This is a genomic window from Laspinema palackyanum D2c, from assembly GCF_025370875.1.
GTDB lineage: Bacteria > Cyanobacteriota > Cyanobacteriia > Cyanobacteriales > Laspinemataceae > Laspinema > Laspinema palackyanum.
The window spans coordinates 421,869-438,683 of record NZ_JAMXFD010000001.1; the positions used below are offsets into that span (position 1 = coordinate 421,869).

The following is a 16,815-nucleotide window of genomic DNA, read 5'->3' on the forward strand; positions in this document are numbered from 1 at the left end:
CCGAACACTTTGGAGTGCGAGCATCTTGCTCGCTATCTCTATAGAAAACTGATTTAGACTGGCTATAGATAATTTTAGCCGTTGTTCCCCCCATAAATCGCCTCTTTTTGCGCCGCTACTAACTCCTGAATTCCGGATTCTGCCATATCTAAAATGCGATTGAGTTCGGTGCGATTAAAACTGCCTGCCTCGGCGGTTCCTTGTAATTCAATAATATCCAATCCATCGCTCATGACCACATTAAAATCAATATCCGCTGCTACATCTTCCGGGTAGTTGAGGTCCAGATAGGGTTCCCCCTCAAATAACCCCACGGAAACAGCGGCGACTTGGCGACAAATGGGCGATTGTTCTAACTCTCCCGATTGCACCAGTTTCTCGATCGCCAAGGCTAGGGCTACGAATCCCCCGGTAATCGAGGTGGTACGGGTTCCGGCATCGGCTTGGAGGACATCGGCATCAATGAGAATTGTCCGTTCTCCCAGGGCTTTTAAATCCAGTGCAGCGCGTAAACTGCGCCCGATGAGGCGTTGAATCTCTTGGGTGCGTCCCGACAGTTTCATGAATTCTCGGGATTGCCGTTGGGGGGTGGCACCGGGAAGCATTCGATATTCGGCGGTTAACCAGCCACTGCCTTGATTGGCGAGGAAGCGGGGGACTCCCGGTTCGATGGTGACGGTACAGAGGACCTGGGTATCGCCACAACGAGTCAGGACGGAACTGTTCGCAAAGCGGGTAAAGTCTTTTTCAAACCGAATCGGACGCATTTGAGCCGGTTCTCGGCCATCAGGACGCTGCCAAATCATGATTAGGATTGCGTTTTGTTAGGGTTGACCGTTTTCCAGATTTCTTCATGGATTTCTGCCGAGGGCCGATCGCCATCTATGGTGAGGAGGCGATCGCCATAGTTGTAGTAGTCCAAGATGGGAGTCGTGCGTTCTTGGAACAACTGGATCCGACGGCGCAGAAATTCCGGTTCGTCATCGGGACGCCCTCTTTCCGGTTTCGCCTGCGATCGCTCTAGGGACCGGCGCATTAACTCCGCGTCGGATACGTTCAGCCAAATCGCCCAATCTAGGTTCTGCTGCAAGGATTCCAGTAAAAAATCCAGTTCTTCCGCTTGGAATGAGGTGCGGGGATAACCATCGAGTAACCACCCGTTTTGCGTATAGGGTTGGGTTAACTGTTCGCGAACAAATTCAATCATGATGGGGTCCGGGACCAGTTCCCCGCGTTCTGCATAAGGTTGCGCCTGCCTGCCTAATTCAGTTTGGGCGGCGATCGCCTTGAACAGGATTTCCCCGGTTGAAATGCAAGGAATATTCAGGCGACTGCATAGCTGACTCGCCTGGGTCCCCTTTCCTGCTCCTGGCCCTCCCAGAATTACCAATCTCACGACAAAAAACTCCTCATGTTGGCCCAAAATAGACTCTACCACTGTTCCCCTTCCTAGGGAATAAATCTTAATTTCTCCCTAACTTTGCCCAAAGTTCGCACGCCTCGGTCATTTCGCAGGATTTTGTACATTTAGTGTCTTTTCGTGGCATAATCTGGTTACACTACACTACATATTGACTCGACTGGATGGCCCGAATTCACTTCCTGGCCCTTGAGTCGGTCTACCCTTTACGGTTTCTTAACCCATCGGAAATATTGTCACAATGATTGCACAGCTTGAAAGTCCCACTCTCGATAACCCTTGTCGTCTACCCTACGCCGTGGAGGGGTTGCTACAAGTTTTTACCAGCAGCCACCGCAACTTTTTTACCAGTGTGATGGCCCAGGCCCTAAGAATTTCCGGCCAGGGGACCCCGGTCCTGGTGGTCCAGTTTCTTAAGGGAGGAATTGGTCAAGGTCCCGAGGCCCCGGTTCAACTGGGAGAACATTTAGATTGGGTTCGTTGTGACCTCCCCCGTTGTATTGATACGCCGGAGTTAGATGAAATTGAGGCGGGTTCTCTGCGGAAATTATGGGACTACACCCAACAGGTGGTGAGTGAAGGAAAATATTCGCTTGTGGTTCTGGATGAGTTGAGTTTAGCCATTAGTTTTGGCTTGATTCCAGAAGCGGAGGTGTTGGAATTTTTAGCAAAACGCCCGAGTCACGTTGATATTATTTTAACGGGACCGAATATGCCTGAACCGATTTTAGAGTTGGCGGACCAAATCACTGAAATTCGCCGCAGTCATCGTCCCTAGACCCGGTAAGAATTAAGAATTAATGGGGGGTTAACTCTTAATTCTTAATTCTTTTAGATCAGGGATGGGGTGGCTACGGAGGTTGGGTTCATCAGAAAGGTCGCGGCTTTTTGGGCGATCGCCTCGGAAATATGAATTTGTTTGAGGGTAACTAACCCATCCTGAATAAAGGAATCTCGCACTAACAGGCTGTTTCCACTGTTAAATCCGGTCTCGAAAAACACTTCATGAATTCCGGCGGAAATAATTAATTTTAAGCAAGATAAACAAGGTTCCAGGGTGACATAAATGCTGGACCCTTCGGTAGAAATTCCATGTTTAGCCGCTTGGGCGATCGCATTCGCTTCCGCATGAACCGCCCGAGAAGGCAAAGACTTACTTTCTGCACAGCTACTCAATCCCGGATAACAGTAACCCTGGGCCGTACAATGGGCCGTACCCGATGGGGAACCATTGTAACCTGTTGCCACAACTTGCTTGTTTTTCACAATCACTGCACCCACGGGAAAAGCAAGGCAAGTTGAGCGCATCGCCGCCAATTTTGCCAACATGATAAAATATTCATCCCAGGTGGGTCTAAGTTCTTCCAATTCCATTAATTTTGAGCTACCCAATCGTTCCTATTCATGGTAACAGTTTGTGGAAGAAAAGACTAATAAATTAGGGTCAGAATCATCGGTTTAGAGGGCTTTAGATGCTGCTGAAGATGAAGCAATAAACGGGTTATCATCAGGATGAGCTTGAAACCATAAGGCATCAGCACAAAAGTCCAGTTCTCCCGGCCATGCAATGGATCGACCGTCTTCTGAGCGTTTGACTTGTGAAAAGAAGGCTGGATCGGATAATCGGGAAAAGACTCCCCCTTGCTCAATAATCGGGGAAAAGTCAATCACAATAACCGTTCCGTTCCTGTAGAGGAGGCGGAGGTGATAATTTGCTTCTGGGGTGACAGTTTGAATGAAATAAGGCATCATAGTTTAATTGTACTGAGTTAAAAAGTCACTAAACCCCCGAAGATGAAACTAAAAATTTATCCCTTACATCCGGATGCAATTATTCCAACTTATGCCCATGACAACGATTCAGCAATGGATTTATCGGCGAATGAAGAGGTGACCCTACATCCGGGAGAACGGAAGTTAATTGGAACGGGAATTGCCATTGAGTTACCGCCCTTGACGGAAGCACAAATTAGGCCGAGAAGTGGGTTAGCTTATAAACAAGGGATTACGGTTTTGAATACTCCGGGGACCATTGATGAAGGGTATCGGGGAGAAATTAAGGTGATTTTAATCAATCATGGACAAGAAGTTTTTCAGGTTCTAAAAGGGATGAGAATTGCTCAAATGGCAATTACCCCGGTTTTAAGACCTGAAATTGAAGTGGCAACCACGGAAATTATGGCAACGGCAAGAGGTTCAAATGGGTTTGGATCGACGGGGGTATAGAGAGAGGGTTTGTCTCTCTATACCGTCTGGAAGTTAGGGAGATAAACGACCTTTTTTGAGGCGATGTTTCTCATACCATTCTGCTATGGCGGGGACCCATTCTTGAAAATGTGGCCAAATCAAATCGCAGAGTTTTTGGCATTCGAGTTGGGCGTCGGGTTTGGCGCGAAGATCGAGTAAATGCATAAGACTTCGCGCATTGAAGGAGACAACCCAGTGTTGACGGACATCAAAGGGAATAATGCCTCGGGCGTGTTCTTCTGATGTCCCTTCTTCAATTAGAACCTGATACCGTTTTGCAGCATCTAAACACCAAGCTAAATCGCGATCGCGTTGTTGTTGGGTATATTCATAGCGTTTTCCCTGGCGATCGGTATAGTAACCAACGGGACGTAGATAAAACACATCTTCAATGTCTCTAATCCCTGTTGCCGCATCAATAATTCTATTTCCCGTGTACCGATTAGATTGAACATCGAATGAAATTCCAACGCGGTGAGTCCTAATTTGCTGCATGACGCTATGGGGAAAAAAGCCGCAATTAAACACAATTCCCACGTGCTCAATGGGTCCATAATGACCGCGTTCCCCGGCTAAAAGACGCTTGACGATGAGTTCGCCACATTTGGCTTCTGAGGGCCAAGAATCTTGGTCATCATACACAAATCCCTCGCTATAATCTTGATGCATTGCTGCATAAATGACTTGCTGAGGATTAGGGGTTTTGGTAATTACTTCTACTCGAAATCGATCCATGATTTATCCCTAACTTCTGAATGGTTTCCCCTGGGGGAATCTCCCGATCGCGGATTGGTTCTAGGTTACACTTACCGGGTTCTTGGATTTGCCAAATTTTTCATTATAGCATGACTTGCTGTCATCGGATACTTACAAATTTGCGATCGCCTCTGCAAATTTCTGGAAATTCTCCGGTTCCTGTTGCGATGCCAGGACGAGATAGTGCAGGGAGACGATCGCCAAGTCTGCGGATAAGCTACATTTGCGCGAGTCGCTGACTCTCCAATCGTTATTGACGAAAATATCCTCTAATTCTTTATAGGCATCTCGAATCGCTTCAAAACAGCCTTGATAGTTCGATATTTGCTGCCATTGCTGGGAAGATTCATACCGTTGAGTCAGTAGTTTAGAGGTTGGGTCAAATCCTTCGTTATGCCAATAGGTTTGTAAGGGTTCTGCTGTTGAATCGGTTTGGATGAATTCTTGAAACATTTCGGGATAATGTTCCGCCAGATAGGTTAAATATTTGGTGGAATAGACGGCTAAATCAGCAAAGGTATCTAATACCGATTCGTCAGCAGTGGGTTTGACATTTTCGGTGAACATGGTTTCGAGTCGGTCGTATTTGCGGGAAATTCCAGCAAATACGCCGAGGGCTTCTCCGTGTTTTTTCCAGCTATTTTTATAGACTAGAGTTTTCTTGTAGTGCAGGGTGCTTAATAGCTGGAAGATGCTAGAGAACGAGTAGGAGGGAGTCGGTTCTGTTCTTTGCCAGAGATAGTCGAAGTAGTCTTTTTCCTGGGGTTGTAAGGGAATAACTTCGCGGTTGTTCCAGATTCGGGCAAAATACTCGACTGCGGCAATTTTGAAGTCGTTTGGAGGTAATTCGGCGATTAATTGGGCGATTTGTTCGGGTTTGTATCCCTGCTGGTGTCGATTGTAAATATACAGTAATTCCAAGCTGTTTCTAACTAAGTCATCCGGGATATGCTGGAGTTCGTCAGCCACTCTAAATGACCCTTGGCGCATTTGATGTTCTAACTCAAACCAGTGCGAGAGGGTACTGTCAATTTCGGCAAAGGGGGTGGTGAATTGAGGGGGGGTAAATCCGAATTCATACAAGGTTTTGGGGGTGAAGGAGTCTAGGACCTGTTGCGCTTGGGTAGAGTGCCGATCGCCTAGATGCAATTCACTGATAAAACAGCAATATTCCCCAACTTCGGTCCCCGTCCAAGAGGCGACTGCTTCCTGAAAAATGCTCAATCCAAAGGGATTAATTCCTGAAGTCCCGGAAAACATATCATGGGACTGAAGACAAATATTTAGATGCAATTTGCCGTTTCTGATTAAAAATTGCATCCAATTCGAGGCAAAGTTCTCGGGGTTTCTTGAGTCTTTTATTTGAGTTGGCGATAAGTTAATGACTGCATCTCGACTACTAGAATCGGTGTTTAAAATGTGAACTACTTTTTGAAGTTCTTTACTGAGATACCAGGATTTTAAACAGGACTTTTCACTGCTGGTCGGGGATGGTCTATCTTCAAAAAAATCAAGGGCTTGGGGTAAATAGTGATATAAAAATTGTAAGTCTTGACGACCAGCCATTTCCCAAAAGGTGGCGGCAATTTGAGCAAAGATGTTAGAATTGAGATGAGGAATGATATCAACTCGTTCGCGGGGGGATGTGATTTTGATTAAGCGCGATCGCCCGGATTTAAGTTCTACACCGCCCCAGAAAATTGTTTCGCTGGACTGCAAGAGGGCTTTGAGTTCGGAGTAGAACGCCTGAGTTGTATTTCTAAACATTTTTATAAACCTTTTTCCTTGGATAAGTTGGGATGTTGTTCAATTAATACAATTTAGAATAATCGGTAAAGCACCAGGAATTCACAGAAAATTTACCCTTGATTTTTAGCAAAATTTGCTATCTTAGATTGGATAATTAGCGTTTAATTTACCTGCGAATTAGGCAGACTCTGGGAGTCGGGATAATGGTTATCCCGTAGCATTGCCATGAAAAACCAGGCCTGAAGTCTCTGGTCTGGTGGCGATGTTCAATATATCATGAGATTGCCCCGAGAGGAAGAAGGATGGAGAGGGGAATCTGCCGGATGCCACAGGGACCGATGACTGAAACCTTGTTACGGTTAGGGTTTCAGGAGGCGATCGCCTCTCAATCCCTTAATTCTGGCTTGGGGGGTTCATGTTCGACTACGAACACATTGGCATAAAGATTAGCAATAATTTGTTTTCCCTGTTGAGTCAACTCCAGACAAGTCAACCCATCTTTAATATATTGATGAACCACTCCCCAATAAAATTTAGGATAATTCTTTCTCAAGTCCCCGGGATTTCGATAGCCAACCTTTTGATTAAACCCTGTTTCTTCAAACTCATAAAACAACCCAGAAATCTTCTTAAGATAACGGGGATCACTGAGTTGCCCGATGAGGTCCGCTGCCCGAACTAAACCCGGATAGTTAACCGTATCTTGGTGATCTGCCTCTGCCGGAACCGGAAACCGAGTGAGTTCTATGTTGAGTTTAATTTCTTCAGAATTGATTAACTTATGACCCCCAAACCGTTCCTCAATAAACAGTTTTCCGCGATCGACATGATAGGGGGTCAAACTGGCATCGGTACAGCCAGGGTCGAGGGCAATCATTGTACCATTAATGCCCGTGGCATACAATCCCTCACTATCTTCTCGGCAAACCCCTTTTACATAACCAATATCATGGCATAACAAAGAAATGGTGAAATGCAGCCAATCTTCACAAGAAACCCCGCCTTCACGGATGTGTTTCCCTCGGAGAATTTCCTGCCCAACGAGGGTAACCAAGATGGTATGCTCGACATTATGGTAAAGGGCGTCACTGTTGGCAATATTCTCTAAAGCCATGCCTCCGGCCCAGGCAATAATATCGGCATAGTCGGGCTTGAGTCCGCCATACATTCGGTAATAGCCTTCGCGGAGTTTTTCAACAAAGTCGGAAATTAATATCTGTGTGATGCTGTACATATCCCGTGGTTTCGCTATCAAAGCAGGCTATAGGGTGGGAGTGGGAAAAGTTTCGCCCGGGTTCCCTGAGTTCGATCGCCCTTCGTGTTCTATGGACCTTCTGTGTTGCTGTTAGAGTTTACCCCACTCTACAGGGTCTGGGGGAGTTGGGACGACCACCCAACCCGTGACTCTAGTGGAATGTCAATCGCCCTTGTCTTTACCCATAATATTAATGATAATTGTCCCTCTGGGCCAACTCTATTTTTGAGGCAGAAGGGGCCTTGCCCTTGATTAACAAAGGAGCGATCGCCATCAAGTTCATCTATTTTATTATCGGGGGTACGGGGCCGGAAGGCTCTAGTTTAGCGAAATTAGCCCTGTAATGATAGTCACCCGGTAGCCGTAATTGAGGCAAATTAAGACGCGAATTAGTTGGGTTAACTAATCCTCCCATCCAGAACTGTTTGAAAAACTGACTGTGCAGAGTTTTGCAGTTTATTTCAATCGGTCTGTGCCTTAACCTCTTGTAGCTTTAATAGGGCTAAGGTGGAAACTGGGAGTGAGAGTGCCAAACTGTTCTAAAGTCGTTCCACGGGTTCGGAAAGGGAGACTTGGGCCTGGGCGATCGCCTGGTCAGAAAATCCCAGTTGATGTAACAAATGCTGCGCCTGGAGTGGGGTCAGGGGGGAGATTTCCTGGAACTGGGCAACCGCAGTGAGCAATTGTTGAAACTGCATCAGACTGACGGGTTTGGAGGCGATCGCCTTCGGTCCTCCGGAAGCCGGGGTCAAATCCGCCGATTGAGTTTTCAGCAGGGTAATCAATTCCCTCACCTGTGCCAGTTGTTCCGGGGTTAACCCCTCTAACTCCAGCCGGGCCCCTTCAGGTCCAGAGAAGTCTGAATTACCCTCTCCCGGCAGGCTTTTCCCCTTGGGGTGGCGGGTGGCAAGTCCCGCAAGAAAGGCACCCAAAATCGTCCCCGTCCACAATCCCGCAGTGCCACCTTTGAACATCGCGGGGCTCTGTTGAACGCGGCACAAGGTATTTAACCAAACATAATCACTCGTATTGCACTGTTGGGTATGGGCTAACCACCGCATTTGCCCGCCCCAAAATGAACCCAAGGCACCGGATAATAGGGCGACTGCGGTGCAGACCAACATCCGTTTTTTTGATTTGTTCATAATGATGAATTGGGGTGGCTTGAGGGTCAATTTTCGGTGGAGGGGTGGCGATCGCCTGGGGGTGATTCGCCAACAGAATTAAGCGATCGGGGGTGGGGACCGGAGGACCGGAGGACCCCACCTGACGCCTCCCCTTGCCAAGGTCCGGGGACCGGAGGTTGCTTTTAGTGAATTCAGTCTAGCGAATCGTTGAACTAATCAGCCGGTATTTCTCATTCCGGCGGCGATGCCGTTAATGGTTAACAAGGCCCCGCGTAGCAATTCGCCCTTGCTGTAACGGGAATGAATCACTCCTGTCACGGACTGACTTTGATGTTCGCGCAGGCGTTTGAGTAAGGAGACTTGTAATAAACCCAGGGGAACGATGGTGGCATTTCGCAACTGAACCGATCGCTGCAAATCCGGGTCTCCATCTAACAGCCGTTGATGTTCGGTAATTGCCAGAACTAAATCGCGGGTTAGGTTAAATTCCGTCGCAATTTGAGTAAACAGGGCTTCAAAGCGATCGCGATTTTCCGATTGGGTGAGTTCCCGAACATAGTGATGGGCCATTTCTAAATCCACCTTAGAGAGGGTCATTTCTACCTTAGAAATCACCATCTTAAAGAACGGCCATTTTAGATAGAAATAGCGCAGGAGTTTCAGATGTTCTTCCGGTTCCTGTTCTAAGAAATTATTCAAGGCAGTTCCGACTCCATACCAAGCGGGGAGGAGAAACCGTGTTTGGGTCCAGCTAAAAACCCAAGGAATGGCCCGCAGAGAACCTAAATCTCGTTTACCGCTACTGCGTCTTGCGGGTCGCGAGGAGATTTGCAACTTGCTGATTTCATCAATAGGGGTGACTTCATGGAAGAAATCGATAAAATCAGGTTGTTCATAAATCAAGGCGCGATAATGTTGGCGCGAACAATCGGCCAACTCCTCCATGATTTGATTCCAGGCTTCGATATCATCAAAGCCCGAACCCAGTAAGCTACTTTGAATCACCGCACTGGCGATGGTTTCCAAGTTATAAAGGGCTAACTCAGGTAAGGTGTATTTACTGGCTAAAACTTCCCCTTGTTCGGTAATTTTAATTCGCCCATTAATACTGCGACCCGGTTGAGCTAAAATCGCCTCATAAGCGGGACCGCCACCGCGACCGACGGACCCACCGCGACCGTGAAAAATGCGGAGGACAACACTGTAGCGATCGCCAATAATTTGTAAGGCTTTCTGGGCTTTATGAATTTCCCAGTTACTGCTTAGAAATCCCGAATCTTTATTACTATCGGAATACCCCAGCATCACCTCCTGCAATTTAGGAACCTGAATATGAGAAGATTTCAAGTTAGAAATGTTGGGAAGATCCGGTTCCTTGACCGTAACCGGAAGCCCTGTGTGGTATCCGCCCGAGAGTAAAGCATGATAAAGCGGAAGTTCAAACAGGTTTTGCATGACCGTCGGTGCGCGTTTTAAGTCCTCGACGGTTTCAAATAAGGGGACAACTTGAATCGTTCCCATGCCTGTAGCCGGGTCATAAATCCCCGCTTCTTTGGCAAGTAGGAGCACTTCTAACAAATCACTGACATCACGGCTCATACTAATGATGTAAGTTTGACAGATTTCCAAGCCAAACTCTTCTTGAAGTGCCCGCAGCATTCTAAAGGTGCAAATAATCTCGCTGGTTTGCTCAGAAAAGGGCAATTCTGCGGGAATTAAAGGACGTCTGGTTTTCAGTTCAGTCGTCAACCAGTCGGTTTTTTCTGCTTCCGATAGGTCATCGTAAGGGCCGGGTAGGATTTGCAGGTATTCCGCGATTTCTGTGATGGCGGTACTATGGCGAGATGACTCTTGGCGAATATCTAAATGGGCCAAAATAAAGCCATAGATTTCGACTTGACAGATTAGTTGTTCCAGGTCTCGACAGCTTAACCCGGTTGCGGCTAAATTGCGTTGAATCAGGCGTAATTCGTCGAGAAATTCTGCGCCTGAGTGATACATGGGAGCGTTTTTGATATCGCTCAGATGGCGATTCCAGTCGGACTCGGTGTAAAGACGCTGATTGCGATCGCGGGTATTTTCTAAGCGATGGCAGATATAGGCGAGTTTTAACCGATAGGGTTCCTGTCGATAGCGAATTGCCAGTTTCTCATAGATGTCTGGCATTTGCAGTCGGTCTTGTTCCAGGGATTCGAGGAGTTCTGGTAAGACGTCACTCCAGTGCAAAGACAAAGACAGGAGTTGGGTCAAGCGATCGAGAGAACCCATGTATTTGTCTAGGATTAACTGCCGCTGATAACAGGCGGTTTTCCAGGTAATAGAAGGGGTGCAATAGGGATTGCCATCGCGATCGGACCCGACCCAAGAGCCAAATTTGCAGAAGTTATAACGGGGGGGTTGCAGGTAAGGAAACGATGATTGCAACGACCGTTTTAACCGTTGATGAAGTTGAGGTACGGCATCAAATAGGACCTCTTTAAAATAGTGTAGGGTATAATCTACTTCATCAAGGACGGAGGGTTTAAACTGATGCAATTCATCGGTTCGCCACCACAGGCGAATTTCTTCAGTGAGCGCCTCTAGGAGGTCTTTAGTTTCGCTAGATGTGGTTTGGCTATCCGGTTGCCCACCTTCTTCGAGGGTATCGAACTCTTGCAAAATTTGAGCCAACCGTCGCTGTTTGGTTCGCAGGGTATGACGGACAATTTCCGTCGGGTGAGCCGTAAAGACTAAGCGAATATCCAGACTTTCCATGATTTTCTGGATTTGCTGCGGGGGGACGTTCAACTCCTTTAATTTTGGAAATAAAGCGGAGAAATTTGCGAATTCTCGACGGCGAGTAACGCTGTGACTCGCAAAATAAGGGCTTTCTTTGGGAACGTCGAATTGCTCATTTTCGGGGACAACGGTGTGAGTTCCTCCCACACCCCGCAGGCGATCGCGCTGCTCGTAATGTTGCTCGACAATGTTAATCAGTTGGAAATACAGGGCAAAGGCCCGAGCGGCCCGAATTGCGTCATTAAGGTCCAACTGTTCTACCAATTTCAGAACACTGGATTCTGAAAAGTTGCAGGCTTGTCCCTCAGAAGAATACATTGATCGCAATTGCGCCAGTAGAACCACTAATTCCTGACCGCATTCAGTCCGCAGAACGGACTCCCATAAGTCCTCGACGACTTTGAGACGATGGCGTAAAAATAAGTCGGATGAACTAACTGTCATAACAGAATTTGAGGGTTCGAGTCGTAAAGTCATCAGAACCTCCTGAACGATTGGAAAACACCCGGTCTACACTGGGTAAAAAACGACTCAAGGGACGGTAATCCCGGTGAGGGAATGAATGGTATTTTTGCGCTTATAATGGATAAGTCAGGGAACCTGAATAAACCCAACCTGTAGTTACATAATTCAGACCCAAGAAAGGCTGTTATCCCGCTAAATTCGGACAACATAGTTTTTATGTCCCCAATTCTATTTTTACCTGGATTTGGTTCACTTTCCTTTAATCCAATTCATCAAAGCGCGGGTCGATGTGAACGGGTTAAACTAGCGCGTGGGTGGTCAGAACCCCGTTACGGTGTCGCCTTGATTACAAGCCACTATAATTGAATCGCGCTCAAGGCACGGGCCGGATCGTCTGACCGAATTAAGCACCTGTGTCGAAACAGGCTCCCAACTCATTGACCCCCCTCGCTGTGAGCGAGGGACTTGCAAGGCTTAGACGGGTGTGCTGACTCAAAAAACCTTAGTTGGTTAAAACCAAAGGTGAGTCGGCGCTATTTTGGGGAATCGAGGGAATACCCCCGGTTTGTTCCGAATGGGATGCTGACCATCCCAGCCTCAGCCCGGTCAGATATTAGCTAATTTTAAGGTCGATCCGGGGATTTTTAGCAGGCTTCGTGCCGGGAGGCGATCGCAGTCTGGACGGACTCAGTTTACCCCCTAACTGCTCCTAAATCTCGCTTTCTTGTCGATCCAGTCTTCTGAAACTACCGAGGATGAACTGCTCTAATCAACTAGATTTCCTGACAATTGCAGTCTCTGGCCCTGGAGAATCCTCCCCCCGACCCCCTCGGTTCGACCGTGAATTTACATAAAGATTAAAATAGAGACAACAGACCGGGCATTTTACCCGGGTCCTGTCTCGGGGTTGAAGAACATCAAGGGGTCCCCCAAAGCTGAACCGATTGCCAGGAATTCGGCCACCGGCGATCGCCTGGGATCTACCTCTAGCGGCCCCTTGATTGAGATTCAGTCCTCCTCAGAATGGGGAAAATTCAGGACGGGGAGGCGATCGCCTCGAAAAACTTCTTCACTCGCCTGACCCATCGATTGCAGCATTTGACTCACGGCTTTTCCCCCCAGCAAAGCCCCTAGGAATGGCGGGGTGAGTAAAGTAATCAGCAATTCTGAGGAAATTTTGACAGAAGGCGCGTTGGCATCAGGATTCAAGGAGGTAGGTTCGCTATTGGGTGAGTTCGATGAGTTCATAGGGACCTCTTTTCTAGCTTGACAACATTATTAAAATGAGAATCGGAGAATGACCCGGTTAGGTCATCTCAACTATGACAAAATTTACGAGTTATGCTATTTGGAGCAACTCCAGTCCGCTACTGGGTCAACAATCCAAATACCCCCGAACTCAGATCATCTGCTGTTTCAGCAGTTGCCTTTCTTCGTCTTGATCAGCCATCAGGCGGAAATCTGGCTCGGGTCAAACCCACTGGCACTGAAGGGTTTCGGAGAGTTCCCGGGATGATATCCCCGAAAAAACTCTCCAGTTAATCGCGGTAAACGACGGGGTTTCAGACCCGTTTTGAACAGATGAGGAGCGGGGAGAGGAATCATTGATGGTAAACACACAGGAGCTGGTGCAGACTAATACAGGAACAACCCTAACCCAATGGGCCGCCCAAGCCTTAGAGGTGACGGGGGAAAACATTCATCTGCGTTTCCGGGGAAACACCCTGCACATTCTATGGGAAAGCCAAAGCTGTCCATCGATGGCGATCGCCGTCGCTAAACTGACCGATGCGCTCAAAAAACAAGGCATAAACAGCCTGTTACCCCCAGAGCATCCCCCCATTGATGAAATCTTCCTCTACGGTCGCACTCGGGGGACAAAGCGTCCAGATTGGAGTGTACGAATTGAATCCACTCACCCCACTTCCCCGAAACCGGGGGACTCGCCATCGTCGGAGAACGGACCCTCTTCTGCCGAACTCCCACCCACTCCACCGCCTCCCCCCACAGAAAATCTCCCCTTCTCCATTACCGATGCGCGGATGATGCTCAAGGTTCAGAGTCGAGCTTCCCTGGGAAATCCAGAAGCTGAAGCGCTGCTGGCCAAAGGGATGGCGCGGTATCTCCAGGAAACCCTCAGCCTCTATTCTATCTCGGTCAAAGTCCTCATCCGACCCCTGAAACGGACCGATCGCACCTGGGGCGATCGGCCCTATCCCCCGCGTCGTCTTTGGATCTTCTGTCAATCCCCCGATTCCCCAGACGCCACCTCCCTCGCCTTGCCGATCGCCGATCGCTTGCGAGAACTCCAGCTAACCGGATGCAGCGATGCCGCCATTCTCGGACGCACCACCCCCGATGGCAAACCGGAATTGCTCCTCCGGGTAGACCTGACTCCAACCCGAGAACGGCTCAAAAGCTGGGCTAAATGGGGGGATATCCCAGCCATCACTCGCCTCTTAAATCATGCGGTTGCCTCTAAGGGTCTGGAAGTCGGCGTGGTCCAAAAAGATGCCACCCTGCATCTATTCTGCGGCAACTCCACCCCAGACTCAGACCCCAGCGCCACCGACTCTCCCCTCGCCGCCGCCGATAAATCCCTCTGCATCGAGGCGATCGCCCCCATTCTCAAATCCCTCTCCCCCCAAGGACTCCACGCTGTCACCCTCTATGGCTGTCGTTACGGACGCCAACTGGACACCCCCTCCAACGCCCCACCGCTGTGGGTCGATTGGCTCGACTTACCCGCAGCCCGGGACCCCCTGCTCGCCCTCTCCCCCCGGGAACTCGCCACCCAAGGCAACCTGGACGCCCTCCAGTTCTTGCTCGATCGCCTCGTCAATCCGGAACTCGATGCCAAACTCAACGGCAGTGGCCTTTCCGTCTTCCTACGCCAAGACCCTGACCTTCTGCATATCATGGTCGAAGGCTCTCCCTGTCCCGACCAAGACACCCTATCTCCCCTCATCCTGGAATTCCTCCAGGAATTGCACCTCAATGGGGTCGAGGAGCTTCGCCTCTATGGTCGTCGGGGGGGAGATAAGCATCCCTCCTGGCGCTACCATACCGCCATTTTTGCCCCTTCCAGCCCCCTCCCTTCCGAGCTGGAACCCACTCGACGCGCCCCAGAAGACCCGACTCCTGAACCGCCAGAAGCCCCCACTCCGGAATTAGCTGAGGACACTCCCGAACCCGTGATCGCCTTTACCCACGGTGAGCCCGATGCCAGGGAGGACCTCCCAGAAGCGGTAGAGTCCATGTTTGCCTCGGACCCACCGGAGGAATTACAAGCTTGTCTGACCAAACAGGTGATCCCCCTTGCGCCTCGGGAGCGTCCCTCCCCGGGTTGGGTCACCCGCTTGCTGTTGCTCACGGGTTTATTTATTCCCGCTAAAACCTTCCGTCGGGCTCCGACGAGCAGCAGTAAAGTCGCCTTCATTTGGGGCTTTCTGGGTTTATTAGTCATGTTGCATACCGATTGGCTTTTAGGTCGTGTCCCCTGGTTTCCCCTGTCCTCCTCCCCCGCTTTAGAAACCGCAACCCGGTCGGGAGAACCCCAGGCAGACCCTAACGCGGTCCCCTTGCCAAGTCCCGAGGATCAATTGAGTCTGGGTGAACTCTCCCGGAATCCATCGGGGAACGACGATGACCCGATTTTTAATGGTTCTAGCTTTACGGAATTTCAGGAGGAACCGGCGATCGCCGTTAACCCTGAGACAGTGCAAACTTTTGACTATCCAACCTTTAACTCTCAGCAGTTAGATGAACAACTGCGGCTGTATCTGCAATATTTAGCCACCTCGGGTCCCCCGGATGTGTTGATTATTGGCAGTTCCCGCGCCTTGCGCGGAGTGGCTCCCATGACCATTGAGGAGTCTCTATCCGCCCGTTATCCGGGACTGAAGGTGTTTAATTTCGGCATTAATGGGGCCACCGCTCAAGTAGCCGACTTTGTGGTTCGTGAACTGATTCCGCAAGAGCAATTACCGAAACTGATTCTCTGGGCCGATGGAGCCAGGGCCTTGAATAGTGGCCGGAGCGATCGCACTTTTGAGGCGATTTCCCGGTCCCCCGGATATCGGCATCTCCTCCTAGGCAATCGACCTCGGGTCCCAGAAATGGCGAAGGGTGATGATGACAGTCAGTCCCTCTCATCCCTGAGTGAGTCCCTCGTCCAACGTGCTCGGACTGGGTTAAATGTCAAGGCAAGTTATGAAACCCTCGACCTCTGGATTAATGAGAAGCTGGCATCGGTGTCGGCGAATTATGAACAGCGCGATCGCCTCCAAGGTTTTCTGCGGAGTCAACTCCTCTTACCCCTAGCAGACGTTGCGAGCAATTTTATCCCCGAACCCAGTCGTCCCTCCTCAGAGGCGATCGCAGAAACCACCACAGACCCCACCTTCGATTCCGTACAAGAGAGCATCATCGCCTTAAGCGAAGAATCCGCCGCGTTATCCAATTCCGACACCCTCCAACCCGCCACCCTTTCTAATGGGTTCTTACCCTTATCCGTGCGGTTTAATCCCATGACCTACTATGAAAAACACGCCAGGGTTTCTGGGGACTATGATGCGGATTACGAGTCATTCCAACTCGCAGGAATCCAAACCGCTGCGGTCACCAACCTCCTGGCATTTACCCGCGAACATCAGATTCCCTTGGTGTTTATCAATATGCCCCTAACTCAGGAGTATTTGGACCCAGTACGTCTAGAATATGAGCGGGAATTCCAAACCTATATGCTGAGTTTATCCTTAGAAAAAGAAGGACTCAGTTTTCGCGACCTCAGTCAACTTTGGCCTACAGAAATCGATCGCTTTTCTGACCCCAGTCACCTCAACCGCTATGGTGCCCATGAGGTTTCTAACCGTTTATCCCAAGACCCGATGATTCCTTGGCCCCAAACTCAGTGAGGATTAACAGGAGTTTAAACCTCCGGTTCGTAGTGACGACTTCAGTCGTCAATCCGGAAGAAACGACTAAAGTCGTTACTACAAACAGGGGAAATTCAATTA

Annotated in this window: 14 protein-coding genes; 4 read left to right on the forward strand and 10 right to left on the reverse strand. The window is 49.1% G+C overall.

The genetic code is table 11. The features are described from left to right. Nucleotides 1–74 precede the first annotated feature (74 nt). Both rph and NG795_RS01895 read right to left on the reverse strand, forming a co-directional pair. Nucleotides 75–806 (reverse strand): ribonuclease PH, encoded by a 732-nt coding sequence (rph, locus tag NG795_RS01890; RefSeq protein WP_367286971.1) that lies wholly within the window; start codon nucleotides 804–806, stop codon nucleotides 75–77. 2 nt (nucleotides 807–808) lie between these two features. After that, the gene (locus NG795_RS01895) at nucleotides 809–1,438 is read right to left on the reverse strand and encodes an adenylate kinase (protein ID WP_367286972.1); all 630 of its coding nucleotides are present in this window, start codon (nucleotides 1,436–1,438) and stop codon (nucleotides 809–811) included. Between the two features lie 223 nt (nucleotides 1,439–1,661). On the opposite strand from NG795_RS01895, the gene NG795_RS01900 reads away from it, so the two are divergent. Continuing rightward, nucleotides 1,662–2,198: a P-loop NTPase family protein gene (locus NG795_RS01900; RefSeq protein WP_367286973.1), complete on the forward strand. Its 537-nt coding sequence runs from the start codon at nucleotides 1,662–1,664 to the stop codon at nucleotides 2,196–2,198. A 53-nt stretch (nucleotides 2,199–2,251) separates the two neighbouring features. Here the strand turns inward: NG795_RS01900 and NG795_RS01905 are convergent, their stop codons facing one another. Both NG795_RS01905 and NG795_RS01910 read right to left on the reverse strand, forming a co-directional pair. Further along, nucleotides 2,252–2,794 carry a deoxycytidylate deaminase gene (locus NG795_RS01905; protein WP_015150904.1) on the reverse strand — a complete coding sequence of 181 codons (543 nt, stop codon included), beginning with the start codon at nucleotides 2,792–2,794 and terminating at the stop codon, nucleotides 2,252–2,254. An 84-nt stretch (nucleotides 2,795–2,878) separates the two neighbouring features. Continuing rightward, on the reverse strand, nucleotides 2,879–3,172 hold the full coding sequence (locus NG795_RS01910; protein ID WP_367286974.1) for a DUF2442 domain-containing protein: 294 nt from the start codon (nucleotides 3,170–3,172) through the stop codon (nucleotides 2,879–2,881). Nucleotides 3,173–3,214: 42 nt separating this feature from the next. On the opposite strand from NG795_RS01910, the gene dut reads away from it, so the two are divergent. Further along, complete coding sequence (gene dut, locus NG795_RS01915) at nucleotides 3,215–3,646, forward strand: dUTP diphosphatase (RefSeq protein WP_367286975.1); 432 nt, start codon at nucleotides 3,215–3,217, stop codon at nucleotides 3,644–3,646. Between the two features lie 33 nt (nucleotides 3,647–3,679). Here dut and thyX read toward each other — a convergent pair whose 3' ends face one another. The 3 genes from thyX to NG795_RS01930 all read right to left on the reverse strand — a co-directional run bounded on the left by thyX (nucleotide 3,680) and on the right by NG795_RS01930 (nucleotide 7,406). Continuing rightward, nucleotides 3,680–4,402: an FAD-dependent thymidylate synthase gene (gene thyX, locus NG795_RS01920; protein WP_367286976.1), complete on the reverse strand. Its 723-nt coding sequence runs from the start codon at nucleotides 4,400–4,402 to the stop codon at nucleotides 3,680–3,682. Between the two features lie 132 nt (nucleotides 4,403–4,534). Next, on the reverse strand, nucleotides 4,535–6,190 hold the full coding sequence (locus tag NG795_RS01925) for a thymidylate synthase (protein WP_367286977.1): 1,656 nt from the start codon (nucleotides 6,188–6,190) through the stop codon (nucleotides 4,535–4,537). Nucleotides 6,191–6,557: 367 nt separating this feature from the next. Next, complete coding sequence (locus NG795_RS01930; RefSeq protein ID WP_367287148.1) at nucleotides 6,558–7,406, reverse strand: Npun_R2479 family HD domain-containing metalloprotein; 849 nt, start codon at nucleotides 7,404–7,406, stop codon at nucleotides 6,558–6,560. Nucleotides 7,407–7,627: 221 nt separating this feature from the next. Here NG795_RS01930 and NG795_RS01935 point away from each other — a divergent pair, with 221 nt between their 5' ends. Further along, a complete protein-coding gene (locus tag NG795_RS01935; RefSeq protein ID WP_367286978.1) occupies nucleotides 7,628–7,771 on the forward strand; it encodes a hypothetical protein in 144 nt (47 codons plus the stop codon). 195 nt (nucleotides 7,772–7,966) lie between these two features. On the opposite strand, the gene NG795_RS01940 is transcribed toward NG795_RS01935, so the two are convergent. The 3 genes from NG795_RS01940 to NG795_RS01950 form a co-directional block, all read right to left on the reverse strand. Next, nucleotides 7,967–8,572: a hypothetical protein gene (locus NG795_RS01940; RefSeq protein ID WP_367286979.1), complete on the reverse strand. Its 606-nt coding sequence runs from the start codon at nucleotides 8,570–8,572 to the stop codon at nucleotides 7,967–7,969. A 198-nt stretch (nucleotides 8,573–8,770) separates the two neighbouring features. Next, on the reverse strand, nucleotides 8,771–11,809 hold the full coding sequence (gene ppc / locus NG795_RS01945) for a phosphoenolpyruvate carboxylase (protein ID WP_367286980.1): 3,039 nt from the start codon (nucleotides 11,807–11,809) through the stop codon (nucleotides 8,771–8,773). A gap of 996 nt (nucleotides 11,810–12,805) precedes the next feature. After that, nucleotides 12,806–13,045 carry a hypothetical protein gene (locus NG795_RS01950; protein WP_367286981.1) on the reverse strand — a complete coding sequence of 80 codons (240 nt, stop codon included), beginning with the start codon at nucleotides 13,043–13,045 and terminating at the stop codon, nucleotides 12,806–12,808. A gap of 359 nt (nucleotides 13,046–13,404) precedes the next feature. Here NG795_RS01950 and NG795_RS01955 point away from each other — a divergent pair, with 359 nt between their 5' ends. After that, nucleotides 13,405–16,713 carry a hypothetical protein gene (locus tag NG795_RS01955; RefSeq protein ID WP_367286982.1) on the forward strand — a complete coding sequence of 1,103 codons (3,309 nt, stop codon included), beginning with the start codon at nucleotides 13,405–13,407 and terminating at the stop codon, nucleotides 16,711–16,713. Nucleotides 16,714–16,815: the final 102 nt, after the last annotated feature.

Excerpts from the sequence above, each read along its gene's own strand:
- NG795_RS01905 (WP_015150904.1), bottom strand. The coding sequence starts at position 2,794 with ATGGAATTGGAAGAACTTAGACCCACCTGGGATGAATATTTTATCATG.
- dut (WP_367286975.1), top strand. The coding sequence starts at position 3,215 with ATGAAACTAAAAATTTATCCCTTACATCCGGATGCAATTATTCCAACT.
- NG795_RS01925 (WP_367286977.1), bottom strand. The coding sequence starts at position 6,190 with ATGTTTAGAAATACAACTCAGGCGTTCTACTCCGAACTCAAAGCCCTC.
- NG795_RS01910 (WP_367286974.1), bottom strand. The coding sequence starts at position 3,172 with ATGATGCCTTATTTCATTCAAACTGTCACCCCAGAAGCAAATTATCAC.
- ppc (WP_367286980.1), bottom strand. The coding sequence starts at position 11,809 with ATGACTTTACGACTCGAACCCTCAAATTCTGTTATGACAGTTAGTTCA.
- NG795_RS01940 (WP_367286979.1), bottom strand. The coding sequence starts at position 8,572 with ATGAACAAATCAAAAAAACGGATGTTGGTCTGCACCGCAGTCGCCCTA.
- thyX (WP_367286976.1), bottom strand. The coding sequence starts at position 4,402 with ATGGATCGATTTCGAGTAGAAGTAATTACCAAAACCCCTAATCCTCAG.
- NG795_RS01950 (WP_367286981.1), bottom strand. The coding sequence starts at position 13,045 with ATGAACTCATCGAACTCACCCAATAGCGAACCTACCTCCTTGAATCCT.
- NG795_RS01930 (WP_367287148.1), bottom strand. The coding sequence starts at position 7,406 with ATGTACAGCATCACACAGATATTAATTTCCGACTTTGTTGAAAAACTC.
- rph (WP_367286971.1), bottom strand. The coding sequence starts at position 806 with ATGATTTGGCAGCGTCCTGATGGCCGAGAACCGGCTCAAATGCGTCCG.
- NG795_RS01955 (WP_367286982.1), top strand. The coding sequence starts at position 13,405 with ATGGTAAACACACAGGAGCTGGTGCAGACTAATACAGGAACAACCCTA.
- NG795_RS01900 (WP_367286973.1), top strand. The coding sequence starts at position 1,662 with ATGATTGCACAGCTTGAAAGTCCCACTCTCGATAACCCTTGTCGTCTA.